Genomic DNA, 16347 nt, shown 5'->3' with positions numbered 1-16347 from the left:
TTGAAGCCGCGGGGGGCTTTAACTCTTGCCGAAGAAGGTGGTTGGACGAATGAGAAAAAGATATCGCAGCCTGTTCATGCTTCTCGTCGCAGCCCTGCTGCTCCCGTCATTGCCGGCAGCAGCAAGAGCCGAAGCGCCGGCACCGCTGTTTGAGGACAGCTTCGCCGGCGGACTCGGCAACTGGGATTTGTTCGGCAGTAACGCCTGGCAGGTTCAGGGCAGCGGCGCGGAAGCGCGCCTGACGGGCACGATCGCGGGCGGCAATCCCCAGCGCGCCATCGTGAAGCCTGCCAAGCTGTCTTACGCATCGACCGACTACAACCTGACCTTCGCGGCGCAGGGGGATCGCTTCCGCGTGATGTTCAGGTACGCGTCCGGGACGGCCTATTACTTCCTGGAATTTAAGAACACGAGCAGCGTGGAGCTGTGGAAGTATCCGAACTCCGCCACGGCCCAGCAGGTCGGCGCACCGGTGCCGATCGCGCAGACGCTGCCGGGTTTCAACGTGGCCGAGCGTCATCAATACAGCCTGGAGGTCAAGGGAAGCGAGTTCAAGCTGTCGATCGACGGCGCTCTTGTAACCGTATTCACTGACGCTTCGCTGGCAGCGGGGGGCGTCGGCTTCGGGCTAAGGAGCATCGGCCCGGCCGTTAATCTGAGTGTTGACGACATCGCGGTGCTGCCGATCGTCGCGGCACCGCCGGCATACGCGATCACGCATGCGCCGCTCTTGCAGGTGCCGTATAACGCGGATTTAGCCGTCTCATTTTCGGTGACGGACGCGACCTACGGGACGACGACGGCCGAGATCCACTATGGCTATGGAGACGAGGCGCCGGATCGGATCTTGTCCGCGGCGCAGCTTGGCAGCGGCGCGTTTTCCGGAACGATCCCGGGGACGGCGCGAGCCGACCTGATTCATTACTACATCGCCGCGCACAACGGGACGGGCGGCGAGGCGCGCTACCCGGCAACCGGCGAAGTGACGGTCGCCATCGGAGCAATCGAACCTTACGTCAACGACTTCGATAGCGAGACGGCGAATGCCGCGCCGCCGGGCTGGACCGTAGGCGGCGCGACGAAGGTGATTCAGCTGCCGGACGGCAACAAGGTGCTGAACCTGAACGGTTCGGGCAGCGCCAGGCTGAATCTGCCGATGTACCAGAACGCGGACAACTTTATCGTCAAGTTCAAGGTCAAGTACGAGCGCACGAGCACCGCGCTGCAAAATACGTGGCGTTTCCGCTACCGCGCGAAGGACGACAACAACAATAACGCGCTGGAGTGGGCGACGCACAATTCGAAGTACTTTATCATGCGGAAAACGACGCTCGGCGGCAACTATTATATCGCCAACTATGTGAAGTCGCTGCTCGACGAATGGCATGATTATGAGCTGCAGGTCAGCGGAATCACGCACAAGCTGTTCATCGACGGCGTCGAGACGGTGTCCGGCGAGGACTCCGATCCGCTCGCGCCGCTCAAGGGCTACTTCCAATGGAACGTCGTCGGCGGCATCAACCTGATGATCGACGACTTCTCGATCGAGCCGATGCTGCCCCCTTACGTCATCGACCTGCAGCCGTCGGGCAACTTCTCGGGCATCTACGCGCCGGGCGATACGCCGGGGCTGGATCTGGCGCTCGACGCGGGTGCGGCGGCGCATACGTTCAAGATCGATTACACCGTGCGCCGCGCCGACGGCGACAAGGCGGTGGTGGCCACTGGCACGCGTACCTATGATCTGGCAAAGTACGCGAACGAACGGGAGCTCATCCCCTTCGACCCGCAGCTCGTCGCGATCGGCACCTATGAGGTAACGGCGGACTTCGAGGTGGACGGCGTCGCACAACCGGGCAAGTCCAAGAAGATGCGGCTCGCGATCGCGAAGGAAGCCGCGCCGGTCCAGGGGATCGATCTGGACAACGAGAGCAAGTTCGGGCTCAACACCCACTACGCGCTCAACTGGAAGGACGACATCATCGACGGGGCCCGCAAGCTGGGGGCGCGAAGCCACCGCTCGGGCATCGTCTGGGAGGACGTCGACAAAAACGCCAAGGACGGCAGCGGCGCCCCCATTTACGATTACAGCCGGATCGATCCGACGCTCGACAAGCTGTTTTCCTACGGCTTCAACCAGATTACGGTGCTGTCGCTGGAGAAAAACGCAAACTACCAGGCGGGCATCGCCAATACGACCTCCTCGCTCAAGGCGATGGGCGACTTCGTGGCGAACACGGTCGCGAAGTACAAGGATCGCATCCGCCAGTGGGAGATGCCCAACGAGCCGGAGATTTTCTCCAAGCCGTATATTCCGGCGGAGTTCGTGCAGCTGCAGAAGGTCGCCTACCTGAACATGAAAAAGGCCGATCCCAACGCGATGCTGCTCGCGGGCGACCATACGTCCAGCGTGCTCAGCGTGCTGCCGAAGGAGCTCGAGCTCGGCTCGTACGATTTTGCGGACGCTTATTCTTACCACCCATATGTCTATAATGCGATGCCCGACGGCAATCTGCAGAAGCTGACGGACGGCGTGAAGGCACTCGTTAACGCATATGGCGGCTGGAAAGATTATTATCTCACCGAAGGCGGGTGGCCGACGGCGAGAAGCGGCTATCCTTCGGTATCGGAAGAGGTCCAGCGGGATTATATCGTCCGCGCCTTCCTGAACTACATGGTCACGGACCAGGTGAAGGCTTACGAATATTACGATTATAAAAACGACGGCACGGACGACCGGTACTACGATATTTTCTGGGGGATCACGGATAACGACGGCCGGCCCAAGCTGGCTTACACCGCGGTGAACCAGTTGATGACCGAGCTGGATCGCGCGCGGTATGTCGGCACCTGGAATACGGGGGATCCGAACGTCGCGGTCCAGGTATTCCTGAACGACGGAAAGCCCGTCGTCGTCGCCTGGAAGAAGGTCGACCACAAGGACGATCCGGCCGTCAAGCCGCCGACGAGCGAGATCGGGCTGCCGTTCGCGGCGGCCGGCGCCAAGGTGATGGACATCAATGGCGTGGAGCTGCCGGCGACGGCGGGAAGCGCCGGACTGCAGCTCGTCGTATCCGGTTCGCCGGTTTACGTGACGGGGGCGCCGGCCGAGTTCGTCTACGCATCTGCCGCGCAGCTGCTGCAGGTCAAGAAGCAGGAGGCGCTCGCCAAGCTGGCGCTGACGCGGACGGCGTCGAACGGGACGCTCGTCGACGCGGACGCGGCCGAGATCGCCCGGATCGCCGCCGCGCTGCAGACGGCGACCGGAGAAGCGTCGCCAGCCGTCGGACTAGAGCAAGGCATCAAGGATATATATGCCCTCATGGCGGAGATGGCCGGTCAGATCGAAGCGGGTGATCTGATCGCCGCGCCGGGATACGTGACGCTGGAGGCTTTGTACAACTACGCCGAGACCGCATCCGTCGCGCTGGCCTACGCCAAGGACGGCATCGGAGCGAACGCGCTCGATTATGCCGCTGCCACGCAGGCTGCGGACGCCGCCTTCCAGAGCAAAAAGGGGAGCGACAGCGTCATGCCGGTGTCCGCGTCGGCCGTGCTGCGCATGAACCGTTATGGTCGCTTGGCTGAAGCCGCGAAGGCGCGGGGCAGCTACGGCGAGAGCTACGCCTACAATCTGCTGGCGCGCGAATTCGTCGGCGCGGCGACGGCGATGATCGCCTCCGAGCCTGCGCAATTCATCGGCGTCATGGCGAACGTCACGCCAAGCGTGGCGACCGGCGAAGCGGGCTACGCGACGCCGCTGACGCTCTCGCTCGTGAACGATACAGACGCGCCGCAGCAGGTGAAGGCCAGGCTCAAGGTGCCGGCGGGCTGGACATCCGCCCAGACCGAGCCGGCCGAGGTCGAGCTTACGATTCCCGCGCATGACGCGGTAGATCGGATCTACAACGTAAACGTGCCGCAGTCCGCGATCAAGGGACGTTACGAGGTCGCGTTCGAGATCGAGCACGGCGGCGCGCTTTTCGATACGAAAAAGGTGGAGCTGACCGTCGAGGACGGCCTTGACGTGAGGCTGCTCCCGGTCGCGAAGACGATCAAGGATCTCGACATCGTCTCGGTGCAGCTGACCGGCACGTCGACGGCCGTCAAGTCGGGCACGGTCACGCTCAAGGGGCCGGACGGCAGCCTGCTCGAGCCGGTGACGACGAACGCGTTCGGCGATTTGAAGAAGGGCGACCGCCTCCAACTGGATTTCCGATGGACGTACGGCCAGACGGCCCCCTTTAATGAATACAAGGTCGACCTCGAGGTAGACGAAGCTTCGGACGGCCGAAGCATCTTCCACGATGCGCAGCTGCCGTTGGACTTCGATCTGATTCAGTCGGCGGACGAGGTCGCGATCGCGGTAGACGGGAATTTGGCGGATTGGCAGGACGCCTATCCGGTCCATCTTCGCAGGAAGGACCAGAATGCGACGGGTTACCAGGATTCGGTCAATCTCGAGGCGACGGCTTATGCCAAGTGGGCTGCGGACGGCCTGTACGTCGCGGTCGACGTGCGGGACGACGTGCACAAGCAGTCGGAGAATGCCGCGAACATGTGGAAAAACGATTCCGTGCAGATCAGCCTCGATCCGCTCAACAACCGGGAGTCTCCGTACGGGGCGGACGACGTGGAATGGAGCTTCGCGCTCGCCGACGACGGCACGCATCTGGTCAACGTCTTCAACTCGACGGCCCCGAATCCGAACGGCGACATGAGCGGCAATGTGCCGTTCGAAGCGGTTCGCGACGAGGCGGCGAAGCGCACGCGATACGAATTCAAGATTCCGAGCGCCTACGTCAAGGATCTGAGGCCCGCGCTCGGCGGCAAGCTCGGCTTCAACGTCGCCGTCAACGACGCCGACTACCAGAACGGCCGGGACAACTTCATCCAATGGACGCAGGGCACCGCCGATTCGAAGAACACGTCGTTGTACGACGCGTTCGCGTTCGTGGACGTTCCGCTGCCGCCGGGCGGTGGGGATAATGGCGGCGAAGACGGCGAATCGCCGTCCAATCAGCCTACGACAAGCACTGTTTCGAGGCAGCCTGCGACTTCTGCCGGCATCCTGACGGTATCGGCCGCAGCGCTGCAAAGCGCCGCAAACGGCGTCAGCATCGTCGAAGCGCCGGTCGGCACGACCGAGCTCAGGCTGCCGGCCGATGCCTCCGCGCTGCTCGGTGCGAACAAGCTTGAAGTGAAGGCGGGCAAGCTTGTCCTGCAGATTCCGTCCGGCGTGCTGAAGCAGCTGACGGAGCAGGTGCCGGCGGCGGCTCGGCAGGGCAGCACGCTCTCCCTCAGCTTCCGCCCGCTGGCGTCCGACGCTTCGCAGGCGCTCCTTGCCAAGGCGCAAGCGCCGGGGACAGCCGTTCGCGCGGGCAGCGAAGCGTACGAACTGGCATTGTCGATCCAAACGGCGTCGGGGAGCACGACTCGGCTGACGCCGTTTGAAGAGCCGGTCACAATCCGATTCCAGATCGATCCGTCGCTGGATCCGAAGCTGTCGGCGATCTATTCCATCGCCGAGGACGGCAGCCCGGTATGGGGCGGCGGCGAGCGGGACGACGGCTACCTGACCGCGGAGGTCCGGCACTTCAGCATCTATGCGGTGCTCGAGGTCCAGCGGGATTTCTCCGATCTGCCGGCCGCGCATTGGGCGTACGACGCGGTTCGGGCGCTGGCCGCCCGAGGCATCGTACAGGGCAGCGGCTCGGGCGCATTCGAGCCGGGCCGCCAGGTCACGCGCGCCGAATTTACGGCGATGCTGGCGAAGGCGCTCAGGCTCTCGCAGCCCGCCGACTCGGCGGTCCCGATCAAGACGATTTTTGCCGACGTCCCTGCGAACAGCTGGTACGCGGAGGCGGTGGCCGCCGCTTACGGCGCAGGCATCGCCTCGGGCAAGACCGCGACTGCGTTCGATCCGAACGGACGCCTGACACGCGAAGAGATGGCGGCGCTGACGATGAGGGCCTATCGATTGCTGCATGGGAAGCCGGCTGAATCCGTACCCTCATCCGCGTCGGCAGCCGCATTCGCGGATGAAGCGGGCATCTCGGCTTGGGCGCTGTCCTACGTGGGAGAGACGGCTGCGCTCGGCTGGACGCAGGGCAGGGGCGTCAACCTGTTTGTCCCCAAAGGCACGGCTACTCGCGCCGAGGCTGCCCGGATGATCGGCAGTCTGCTATTTTCCGAATCGAACCCATAAATAACGGATGCACGGAAGGGCCTCCTTGCCGCCTTATGGCGGCCCGGAGGCTTTCGGCCGGCTAGAAGGAGAGGGGGGGAAACGATCGTGCATGGACGCTCCAAGCAGAGCGCCGGCTTGCTGTCGCGGCTCCGGCTGCCGATTTTTGCGCTGATCGTCGTCATCATCGCCTTCTTCGCCACGGCCGCCAGCTACATCCTCATCCGCGTGCAGAACGATCATACGCGCGACACGGCGGAGCAATCGATGAAGTTCGTCTACCGCAACATCTGGTACCAGTTCGACACGATGAACAACGTCGCGGCTTTTATCCTGTCCAATCCGTCGATCGAAGGCTTGCTGGAGAGTGAATATCCGGCGGCTTACGAGGCCGTGGACGACTTCTTCGCGCTGCAGACGAATCTGCAAAATTTATCGCTGCTGTCGCTGCTTAACGGCCTCGGGTCCGATCGCGTGCCGACCCGATCTTACGTCGTATCTATCGCGCTCGAGCCTTCCAGCGGGCTATATGCCATGGCGCCGGACCGCTACGACCCGTCTACCGGGATTTACAAATCCGTCGATCTGCACAATCAGGACTGGTACCGCAATTTGAGCGACGGGAAGCGGCAGGCGGAATGGTGGGGCCAGCGGGCGGGCGCGTTCAATCCGGCCATGATCTACGCGGCGCGCAAAAAGACGAGCATCAAGGACGGACGGCATATCGGCACCGTTATCGTCGGGGCGGACACGGGCAGCATTCGGAGCATATTCGAGAACGCGAAGCTGGCAAAGGGCTACCATCTGCTGTTGGACGAGAGCGACCGGGTCATCTTCAGCGAGCGTTATGCGTTTTTGACGCCGGCCGGCGACCTGCCCTATGTGGACGCGGCAGCCGGCGCTTCGGGATCGCTGGTCCGGAAAATCGACGGCGAGCCGCACCGGGTCATGTACGAGACATTCGCCAACGGCTGGAAGCTGCTGACCATCGTGCCGGAGAGCCACTTCAGCCAGTACACGTTCGCGATATCGGCCATCGGCGCGGCGACCGCCATCGTTGCGCTGCTGATCGCGGGCTTCATTTTAAACCGGATCGTGGTGCGGGTTACCGTGCCGATCACGCGGCTCGTCGGCGCAATGCATCGTCCCGAGGTGCTGGCGTTCAAGGAGCCGCTGCCGGAGCAAAATTCGGGCATTTACGAAGTGGATGAGCTGGGGCAGAAGTTTGCGACGATGCTGGTGACGCTCCACGGACTGATCGAGAAATCCTTCGCCGAAGAGATCGAACGCCGCCAGCTTCAGCTGGAGCTGCTGCAGGCGCAGATCAATCCTCACTTTTTGTACAACACGCTGGATCTCATCAATTGCCGCGCCATTCTGTCGGGCGACAAGGAGACGGGCGGGATCGTACGCGCCCTCGCCAACATGTTCAGGTACGGCCTGAACCGGGGACAGACCTGGATCTCGCTGGAGGGAGAAATCAAGCATGTCGAGGCTTACCTGCATATCCAGCGTCTGCTCATGGACGATCTCGCCGTCGATATTCGGGTGCCGGACGATCTGCTGACCGCGACCATGCTGCACTTTTGCTTGCAGCCGCTCGCGGAGAATGCGATCGTTCACGGCTTCGCCGGTCGGACCGAAGGATGCCGGATCGTCATTGAGGCGCGGCTCGACGGTATCTCGCTCCGCCTTCGCGTGCAGGACAACGGCGTCGGCTGCGATGCGGAGGCGATGAACCGGATGCTGGAGGAGCTGCCGCAGGGAGTCCCGGGAGCGGACGGTTCAGTAACGGCGGCGACCGGGCGCCTGGGATCGGATTCCGCAAGCGGCGGTGATGCGGACGAGGCGGTCGGGGCTGCTGCGGAGTATCCGGCTGTCGCGTCGCGGCATGCGAAGGCTGGGAGCGGCTCGGGCTACGGCACGCTGAACGTCCATCGGCGCATCCGACTTTATTGCGGAGAAGCGTTCGGGCTGAAGTACGTGCAAACGGCGGAAGGCACCTGCGTCGAAGCGGTGCTGCCGTTTCGCCCGAATCTGACCGCAGCGACAACATCAAGGGAGGACTGAGCATGTATAAGCTGCTCATCGCAGAAGACGTGAAGACGGTCCGGGATGCGCTGGCCCGCTCCGTTCCCTGGGAGAGCATCGGAATCTCGCTTCTCGGCACCGCCGAGAACGGCGAAGCCGCACTCGCCCGGCTGGAGCTGGAGACGCCCGACCTGCTGCTGACCGACATCGGGATGCCCAAGATGAACGGTCTTGAGCTGATTGAGGCGTGCAAGGCCCGCAATCCGGATATCCGCTGCATCATCCTTTCGGGGCTGAACGAATTCGAGCACGCCAGGAAGGCAATCTCGCTGCAGGTGCAGCAATATATATTGAAGCCGATCGATCCCGACGAGATCACCCGGGTGTTCTCCGAGGTCGTGCGGGAGCTGGGCAGAGAGCGGCGTCAGCGCGATGAGCTGGCGGTCGCAGAGAGCAAGCTGAGGGACGAACTGCCGAATCTGGCCGGGGCGCTGCCGCCCGACGAATGGTCGGGCAGCTTGAAGAAGAAGCGCCTCGTCGAGCAGGCGATCGGTTATATCAAACAAAACTATGCGCGCGGCGACCTCGCGCTCTCGGACGTATCGGACGCGGTCGGCCTTAGCGAGAAGTACGTGAACCTGATCGTCAAAGAGGTGACCGGGACGACGATCAATGCGTGGATCGTCCGGCACCGCCTGGAGGAGGCGGCGCGGCTGCTCAAGGATCCGGCGAACCGCATCTACGAGATTTGCGAGCGGATCGGCTATACGGACCAGGATTATTTCCGGGAGGTGTTCAAAAAGCAGTACGGCCGGACGCCGACCGAATACCGCAACAGCCGCTTGTAGCGCGGACTGGAACAGAGGAGGATTTAGCTTGAGCGGGAATGGGAATGGGAATGGGAATGGGAATGGGAATGGGAATGGGAATGGGAATGGGAACAGAAATCGAATTTATGAAGCTGCGCGCAGCGTTTACCGCTATATGATGCACAGCAAGCCGGAGCAATGGGGCGGACACGCGTGGACCGACTGGGCGATGAACGCGGACCGATGGGACTGGAATGCGGGCGTAGGCGTGATCGCAGCCGCGGAATTCGGCGCGAAGACGGAAAACGAGGAGATCGTGCGAGAGGTCGAGGCATGGGTGAAGCGCAATATCGGCCAGTCCGAGTCGATCCTGACGATCAACTCGATCGCGCCGTTTGCCGTGTTCCCGCTGCTGCATCGCATCGCGGGGCGGTCGTTCTATGCGGATAAGGCAGGCGAAGTGGCCCGGTGGCTGATCGATGAAGCGCCGCGAACGAAAAACGGCGCATTCGAGCATACGGTGACGGAGAAGGCGTCGTTCAGCGAGCAGATCTGGGCGGACACGATCTTCATGGCCGTCCTGTTCCTCGCCCGTACCGCGCGGATGAAAGGCGACGGCCGGATCGCGCTCGAGGCGCTGCGTCAGGTCCGGCTTCACCTCGAAGCGCTGCAGGACGAGGAGACGGGCCTGCTGTTCCACGGTTGGGACTGCGAGGCCGGGAACTGGATGTCGGGCGCCCGCTGGAACCGGGCCAACGCGTGGATCGCCGTCGGCGTCCCGATGATCCTGGAGGAGACGGAGGCGCTGTGCGGGGACGACGCGCTGCTCGCGGAGATAAAACGGCGCTATGCACGGCTGGCCGATGCGCTCGTTCAGCGGCAGCATGCAGGCGGCCTGTGGCCAACGGTGTTCGACCGCCCCGGCTTCTACGCGGAGACGTCGGGCTCAGCCGGCATCGCCTGCGGCCTGTACAAGGCGGCGCGCATGGGGCTTGTGCCTGTGGCGCTTCTGGCCCATGCCGTCCGGGCGGTGCCTGCCGTGCTCGCGACGATCGGGCCGGACGGCGCCGTCGGGGGCGTCTCCGGCGGCACGCCGGTGCTCCCGAGCATCGAAGCCTATGGCGACGTTCCGATCTTCCCGACGCTGTACGGACAGGGGCTGACATTGCTTCTGTTGACGGAGGCATTGGCGGAGGCGGGCGAGGAGAAGTAGAGCACGGCAAGCGCGTTTTCGGAGAGCCGGATCTTCGTGGATGGTGTGCGGTGTCTGGTGCTAGGTGTGCGGTGTGCGGTATGCGGTGTATGGTGTCTGGTGTCTGGTGTCTGGTGTCTGGTGTCTGGTGTGCGGTGTTCGGTAGGCGGTATGCGGTGTATGGTGTCTGGTGCTAGGTGTGCGGTGTACGGGTTGAATGAACTGCAATTGTACATCTACTTTCGGCCGAACGGCAAGGCATCATGATATACATGCAAATACGGCTAGGCCCCCTAAAACTGGAGTCATACCCTACAATGATTCCAATTTCATAGCGCAGCTCGTTATTTCAAGCGATTACACCGATCTGTAAAAGGCTGAAGCATCGTCCAATGTCTTAACCCACGCTGCGAACGCTGTTGGAGCCATGTTTTTTAGGCTGCCGTGCATCTTACGGTTGTTATAAAAATCCATGAATTGGTCGAGCGCTTCATAAGCTTCCTCCAGCGTCATGAATGTACGATTGCTAAACAAACAACGCTCAAGGATGCTGTGGAAAGACTCGATGTAGGCATTCATATTCGGTGTCCGCGGCGGAATCCGTTCATGGACCATGTCCCAGCACTCGCACATGTCTTGAAACAGCTTGCTGACGAACTGGGGGCCGTTGTCCGTGCGGATGATAGGCAGTGCTTCACCCGGCTGAAGGCGCTGCTGCAGCGCGATCCCCAGGGTCTGCACCGCGTGCTTGGCCTCGCAAACAGGGCCGCGGTATTGCCCTACGACGACGCGGTCGAACACGTCGATGATGCTGAGTACGAAAAAGAAACGCTCCTGACCCAAGGCATAGCCATATTTGATATCCATTTGCCAAAGTTGATTCGATGCGGTGATGGTGTGATTTCTCGGCAATCGCCGAGGATGCGTCTGTAGGCGTTGCCGCTTTTTTTGAAGAATGCCGAGTGCCTTGCACATGCGATAAGCCTTTTTCTTGTTCAGCTTCACCCCGTACTGCTTGCGAATACAGCGCGCTAACAGCTTATAGCCATAGACGTGCTCTTCGCCCTCCAGCAGTAGCAACAGCCATTCCTGGATTTGCTCGTCGCAGACTTTCTCGCCCGATTCGTTGTAGGCGTATCCGGGCACAGGGCGTCCCCTGCGGACCGGCTCGACGCGTTCTGCGTCAGGCTGAGCGGCACGCTTACGCCGCTCATAATAGGTGGACTCATTCAACTCGAGAATGCGCAGAACCCGTGCTACAGGCTCCCCCCGTTTAATAAATGGTTCTGCTACTTCGAATTTTTCGGATAAACGGGGGTTGTTTTTTTTAGCAGTTCACGCAGAATTTCAATTTCGAGTTCTTTTTCACCAAGCGCTTTAACCGCTCTGTCATACCGCTGCTCGACTTCCTGCAACCGCTGGATTTCTTGCAAATGCTCGTCTGCCGAGGGAATGTCCTCCGGTGGAATAAAGTCACGATGCTCGCGTATCCACAAACGAATGGTTTCGGGGTGAATGTCGTACATGCGAGCAAGCACCCCCACCTTAACCCCAGCCAATGCTTCCTTAACAATTCTAAGCCGTGTTTCTTCCTTTAACCTTTTTCCCATCCCGCTCATCTCCCTTATCCCTAGTTTAAATCATTGTAGGGGGGGACTCCAATTCGATTAGGGGGCCTAGGAGAATATGCAGGTAAATTCAAAGAACAAGCCGGAAATCTGGCTGACGGAGGAAAATAAATGAGCTTTTGCATCTATCCAGTCTAAGATAGTCAACATCGGCGAAATTAGATGCATATTTGCAGGCATTACGGTGAAAGAACGACGCGGCGACGACAGGCTAACCGGTCGAAACTGCTGTGGGATGAGCTATCGATAAGCGGTCCGAGCGAATCATGTTTTGGAAACCCGCCACCTAAGAAGAACCGTCAGGGCGATCTGCCCTGACGGTTCTTCTTGAGGCAACAACATGAGGGCAGCAACTCACTTCGCCTTCAATGCCACGGCGATCTCCGCCGCGACCTTGGCGTTGTGGTACACGAGCTGGATGTTCGTGTCGAGGCTGCTGCCGCCGGTCAGCTCCTTGATTCGTCCGAGGAGGAACGGCGTTACGCGCTTGCCGGCAATATGCTGGGCGTCGGCTTCGTCCAACGCCTGGCGGATGACGGCTTCCATCTTGTCCGCCGGCTGGGCGTATTCGGCCGGCACAGGGTTGGCGACGATCGCGCCGCCGGCGAGGCCGAGGTTCCACTTCGTCCGCAGCATGGCGGCGACCTCTTCGGGCGTGTCGAGCCTGAAGTCGACGCCGAAGCCGCTCTCGCGGGCGTAGAACGAAGGGAATTCGTCCGTCTGGTAGCCGACGACGGGGACGCCCTGGGTTTCCAGGTATTCGAGCGTGCGGCCGATGTCGAGAATGGACTTCGCGCCTGCGCAGACGACGGCGACATTCGTCTGGGCCAGCTCGGTGAGGTCGGCGGAGATATCCATGCTGTTCTCGCCGTCGCGGTGAACGCCGCCGATGCCGCCGGTGGCGAACACTTCGATGCCGGCCATCGCGGCGCCGATCATCGTGGCCGAGACGGTCGTCGCCCCGATCTTGCCGGCGGACAGGATGTGCGCGAAGTCGCGGCGGCTGACCTTCTCGACCTGCGGCGAGTTGGCGAACGCTTCGAGCCCCTCCGCGTCGAGCCCGATCCGGATACGGCCGTTCATGATGCCGATCGTCGCCGGGACGGCGCCGTTTTCGCGGATGATGTCTTCGACCTTGCGGGCCATCTCGATGTTTTGCGGATACGGCATGCCGTGCGAGATGATCGTCGTCTCCAGCGCGACGATCGGCTTGCCTTCGTTCAGCGCTTCCTGGACTTCCTTGGTCAATTGAAGGTATGGGTTCATGGGGATCGTTTCCTTCCGCTAATTGGATTTGGGGAAATTAAATTTGCGCGTTGCGGATGGCTTCGGCCAGCCGTTCTTCGTTCAGGTGCTCGGAGGAGGAGCTCGCGGTCTCGAGCGCGATGCGCGCGGCGGCCAGTCCGGATCGGCATGCGTCGGCGAAGGATTCTCCGCGGAGCACGCCATAGGCGACGCCAGCGAGAAACGCATCGCCCGCACCGGTGACGTCGACGACCTGGACCGGCAGCGCCGGGAGATGCCGGCCGCCGTTCGGCCCCGCACAGTAGGCGCCGTGCTTGCCGAGCGTGATCAGGACATGGCCTGCGCCGCGCGCCAGGATGCTGCGGGCGAGCGCCGCCCATTCCGCTTCGCCTTCGACAGGCAGCGTTTCGAGGCCGACCTCGCCGCCGACCTCGCCGGCTAACTGGCGCGCTTCGGCCAGGTTGGGGAATACGGCCGCGATGCCGTCCAGCCTGGCCGGCAGCTTCTTGGCCTTCTCCGGCGAGATCGGATCCACGAACAGCGGGAGTCCGGCGTCGCCGCACCGGCGTGCCAGCCAAGCCAGGCTATCGGCCGGCAGATTCGCATCGGCCACGACCAGCTTCGAGGCGGCGATGTGCGGCCACTTCTCCTCGAGCGTGTGCGGCGTGATCCGCTCGTAGATCTCCATGTCGGCGAAGGCGATAAACATCTCTCCGCCCTCGTCGAGAATGGCGGTATAGCTGCCCGTCTTCTCGCCGCTCAGCACGAGGGACGGGCCGATGTCGACGCCCTGGCTCGACGTGCGATCGAGCAGCCAGCGGCCCGCCTTGTCGTCGCCGACCGCCGTGAGCAGCGAGGCGCGGGCGGAGAGCGCAGCGAGGTTGGCCGCGATGTTGCGCGCGACGCCGCCACAGCTCTCCGCGACCGCGACGGGATTGGAGGCGCCGAGCCGCAGCGGCTGCTTGCCGCGGGCTTTGCTGTCGAGGTTCGCGCCGCCGATGCAGAGCACGGAGCCTTCTTCAGCAAGCACGTAAGCCCGGCCGCGAATGCTGCCCTTGCGGGTCAGCGCAGCGACGTAGCCTGCGACCGCGCTGCGGGAGATGCCGATCGCGTCTGCGAGCTCCTGCTGACTGACGAAGGGATTGCGCCGGATGAACGACATAATCTGTTGCTCGCGGTCCATAGGCAGCTCCTTATCGTAAACTTATGTCTGTATTATAAACAATTGTCTTCGGGATGCGCAACCCGGAAACCGCTGCTAGCGAGCCAGCAGGCAATCAAGCGAGCATTGACGAGCGGGCCTACAGAAAACTATAATCTGTAGTGTGAAGGGTGTGTAGAACATGAAGCTGCAAAATTTCAAATTTCACGGCAACGGACTCGAACGATTTTTCGGCCCTCTCGAAGCCAGGATCATGACCGCGCTTTGGGACGTTGAGGGCGAGCTGACGATCAAGGAAGTGCAGCAAGCGCTGAACAAAGACAAGGAAATGAGCTTCAACACGGTGATGACGGTGATGAACCGGCTGGTGGACAAAGGGATACTGAGCAAAAAGGCGGTTTCTAAATCCCATCGCTATCTGCCGGTGCTGACCCGGGACGAATTTCTCGAGGCGCAGTCGAAGGAGCTGACCTTCGAGCTGGTACAGGAGTTTGGCTCGCGTGCCGTCGCGCACATGGTCGATGCCTTGGAGCAGGTCGATCCCGATCTGCTGGACCAGTTGGAGCGGCAGCTCGAACAACATAAAAAGGAACGATAATCATGTGGGAAGCGCGCTCGAGATGGCTGCTCGCCGCATCGTTGTCCATCTCGGCGTTCGTGGCGGCGCAGATGGCGATGTTCGTGCTCAAGGTCGTATTTCGGATCAGGCTGCCGTTCGTGCTGTTCGACTATTGCGTCGCTTGGTTCCATTACATAGGATTTCCGATATCGATGCCCTTGATGAGCGCGGTGTTCGTCTCGACGCTAGCCGTCTGCGTCAGACAGCTCGTCCGGGAGGTCGTCTTCGTCCGGCGATTCGGCAGCATGCTGCGGCGGACTGCCGACTCCCGCATGACAGCGCGATATGCGCGCCGATACGGATTCGGCCGGCGGCAATTGACGATTATTCGAGCAGACGCGCCCGTCGCGATGACCGTCGGCTTCGTCCGGCCGCGGATCGTGCTGTCCACGGGATTGCTCGGGATGCTGAATCCCGCCGAGATTGCGGCGGTCGTCGCGCATGAGCGGCATCATCTGAAGCGGCGCGATCCGCTCGCGCTGTTCGCCTTGTCGCTGAGCCGCACGGCGCTATGGTACGTCCCGCTGCTCGGCTGGGCGGAGGACAAGTACAAGACGGCTGTCGAGGTGCTGGCGGACCGTCATGCGATCGCGTCGTCGAGCGGCGGCGCCAAGGAGCTCGGAAGCGCGCTGCTGAAGCTGCTGCGACGAGGCGGAGCTGGCGGGATGCCCGCCGCGAGCGCATCCTTCGCCGACGCATCTGTCAACGTGCGTATCAGGCTGTTGCTCGATCCCCAGTACAAGCCTTCCTGGAGACCACCGCTCGCTGCGACACTGCATTCGTTTGCCGTACTGGCGCTTATGGTGGCATTAGGTTAAAAACGGATATTCCGGGCCTGTCGCGGTGTTGGTCGGCTTAACGGGACATCTCGGAGAAGGCAATCGCGCCGATGATGCGCAACGCCCAACTCCACGATCGCGTATACTTGGCATAAAGGAGGGATCGCCATGCGCAGCGTCAAACCGGGCAGAGGCCCTCGATTCGGGCTTGTCTACATCGTGCTCCTGGCCGTTATCGCGATCGATCAGTTGTCCAAGATTGTAGTCCGTCATACGTTGCCTGTCGGCGACAGCCATTCGTTTTGGCCCGGCGTTTTGCAATTTACCCATTACGAAAATACGGGCGCAGCGGGCAGCTCGTTCGAGGGTTGGGGACGGATTTTTATTCCGGTCGCGATCGCGGTCGTCGTCTGGGTCGTTTACGCGCAGCGCAAGGGCAAGCTGAGCAACCCCTGGCTTGCTGCGGGCGCGGGATTTTTCGCCGGCGGCGCCGTCGGCAACGCGATCGATCGGCTGCTTTTCGCGCGTGTGACGGATTTCCTGGAGTGGGCGGTCGGCGGAGGCATCATGAACCTGGCAGACATCGCGATCAATATCGGCGTGCTGCTTGGCGTCGTCGGCATGCTGCTGGACGCGCGGGCGGCCAAGAAAGATCCGGAGCCCGACATCGGAGAGCCGAGGGAATGCTGAGCATT

Annotated in this window: 11 protein-coding genes; 7 read left to right on the top strand and 4 right to left on the bottom strand. The window is 61.8% G+C overall.

All coding sequences use genetic code 11. From position 1 onward, the window contains the following. The first annotated feature begins 49 nt into the window (after window positions 1-49). The 4 genes from KB449_RS25560 (at window position 50) to KB449_RS25545 (ending at window position 10240) form a co-directional block, all read left to right on the top strand. On the top strand, window positions 50-6208 hold the full coding sequence (locus tag KB449_RS25560; RefSeq protein WP_282911065.1) for an S-layer homology domain-containing protein: 6159 nt from the start codon (window positions 50-52) through the stop codon (window positions 6206-6208). An 87-nt stretch (window positions 6209-6295) separates the two neighbouring features. After that, window positions 6296-8257 (top strand): cache domain-containing sensor histidine kinase, encoded by a 1962-nt coding sequence (locus tag KB449_RS25555; protein WP_282911064.1) that lies wholly within the window; start codon window positions 6296-6298, stop codon window positions 8255-8257. A gap of 2 nt (window positions 8258-8259) precedes the next feature. Beyond that, window positions 8260-9066 (top strand): response regulator transcription factor, encoded by an 807-nt coding sequence (locus KB449_RS25550; protein ID WP_282911063.1) that lies wholly within the window; start codon window positions 8260-8262, stop codon window positions 9064-9066. A gap of 136 nt (window positions 9067-9202) precedes the next feature. Further along, window positions 9203-10240 (top strand): glycoside hydrolase family 88 protein, encoded by a 1038-nt coding sequence (locus tag KB449_RS25545; protein ID WP_282911062.1) that lies wholly within the window; start codon window positions 9203-9205, stop codon window positions 10238-10240. Between the two features lie 336 nt (window positions 10241-10576). Here the strand turns inward: KB449_RS25545 and KB449_RS25540 are convergent, their stop codons facing one another. The 4 genes from KB449_RS25540 to KB449_RS25525 all read right to left on the bottom strand — a co-directional run bounded on the left by KB449_RS25540 (window position 10577) and on the right by KB449_RS25525 (window position 14275). Next, a complete protein-coding gene (locus KB449_RS25540; protein WP_282912706.1) occupies window positions 10577-11497 on the bottom strand; it encodes an IS3 family transposase in 921 nt (306 codons plus the stop codon). A gap of 11 nt (window positions 11498-11508) precedes the next feature. Continuing rightward, window positions 11509-11829, bottom strand: a complete 321-nt coding sequence (locus KB449_RS25535; protein WP_282906615.1) for a transposase — start codon at window positions 11827-11829, stop codon at window positions 11509-11511. Window positions 11830-12201: 372 nt separating this feature from the next. Next, on the bottom strand, window positions 12202-13113 hold the full coding sequence (locus KB449_RS25530) for a pseudouridine-5'-phosphate glycosidase (RefSeq protein WP_282911061.1): 912 nt from the start codon (window positions 13111-13113) through the stop codon (window positions 12202-12204). A 37-nt stretch (window positions 13114-13150) separates the two neighbouring features. Further along, complete coding sequence (locus KB449_RS25525; RefSeq protein ID WP_282911060.1) at window positions 13151-14275, bottom strand: carbohydrate kinase; 1125 nt, start codon at window positions 14273-14275, stop codon at window positions 13151-13153. A gap of 160 nt (window positions 14276-14435) precedes the next feature. Here KB449_RS25525 and KB449_RS25520 point away from each other — a divergent pair, with 160 nt between their 5' ends. The 3 genes from KB449_RS25520 to lspA all read left to right on the top strand — a co-directional run bounded on the left by KB449_RS25520 (window position 14436) and on the right by lspA (window position 16342). Continuing rightward, window positions 14436-14852, top strand: a complete 417-nt coding sequence (locus tag KB449_RS25520; protein WP_282911059.1) for a BlaI/MecI/CopY family transcriptional regulator — start codon at window positions 14436-14438, stop codon at window positions 14850-14852. A 2-nt stretch (window positions 14853-14854) separates the two neighbouring features. Further along, window positions 14855-15691, top strand: coding sequence for a M56 family metallopeptidase (locus KB449_RS25515; RefSeq protein WP_282911058.1), 837 nt, complete (start codon window positions 14855-14857; stop codon window positions 15689-15691). A gap of 129 nt (window positions 15692-15820) precedes the next feature. After that, window positions 15821-16342, top strand: a complete 522-nt coding sequence (gene lspA, locus KB449_RS25510) for a signal peptidase II (RefSeq protein ID WP_282911057.1) — start codon at window positions 15821-15823, stop codon at window positions 16340-16342. The last annotated feature ends 5 nt before the right edge of the window (window positions 16343-16347 follow it).

This window comes from Cohnella hashimotonis (genome assembly GCF_030014955.1).
Classification (GTDB): domain Bacteria; phylum Bacillota; class Bacilli; order Paenibacillales; family Paenibacillaceae; genus Cohnella; species Cohnella hashimotonis.
Note: the sequence above shows the minus strand (reverse complement) of the source record. Positions and strands in the feature narration are given on the sequence as shown.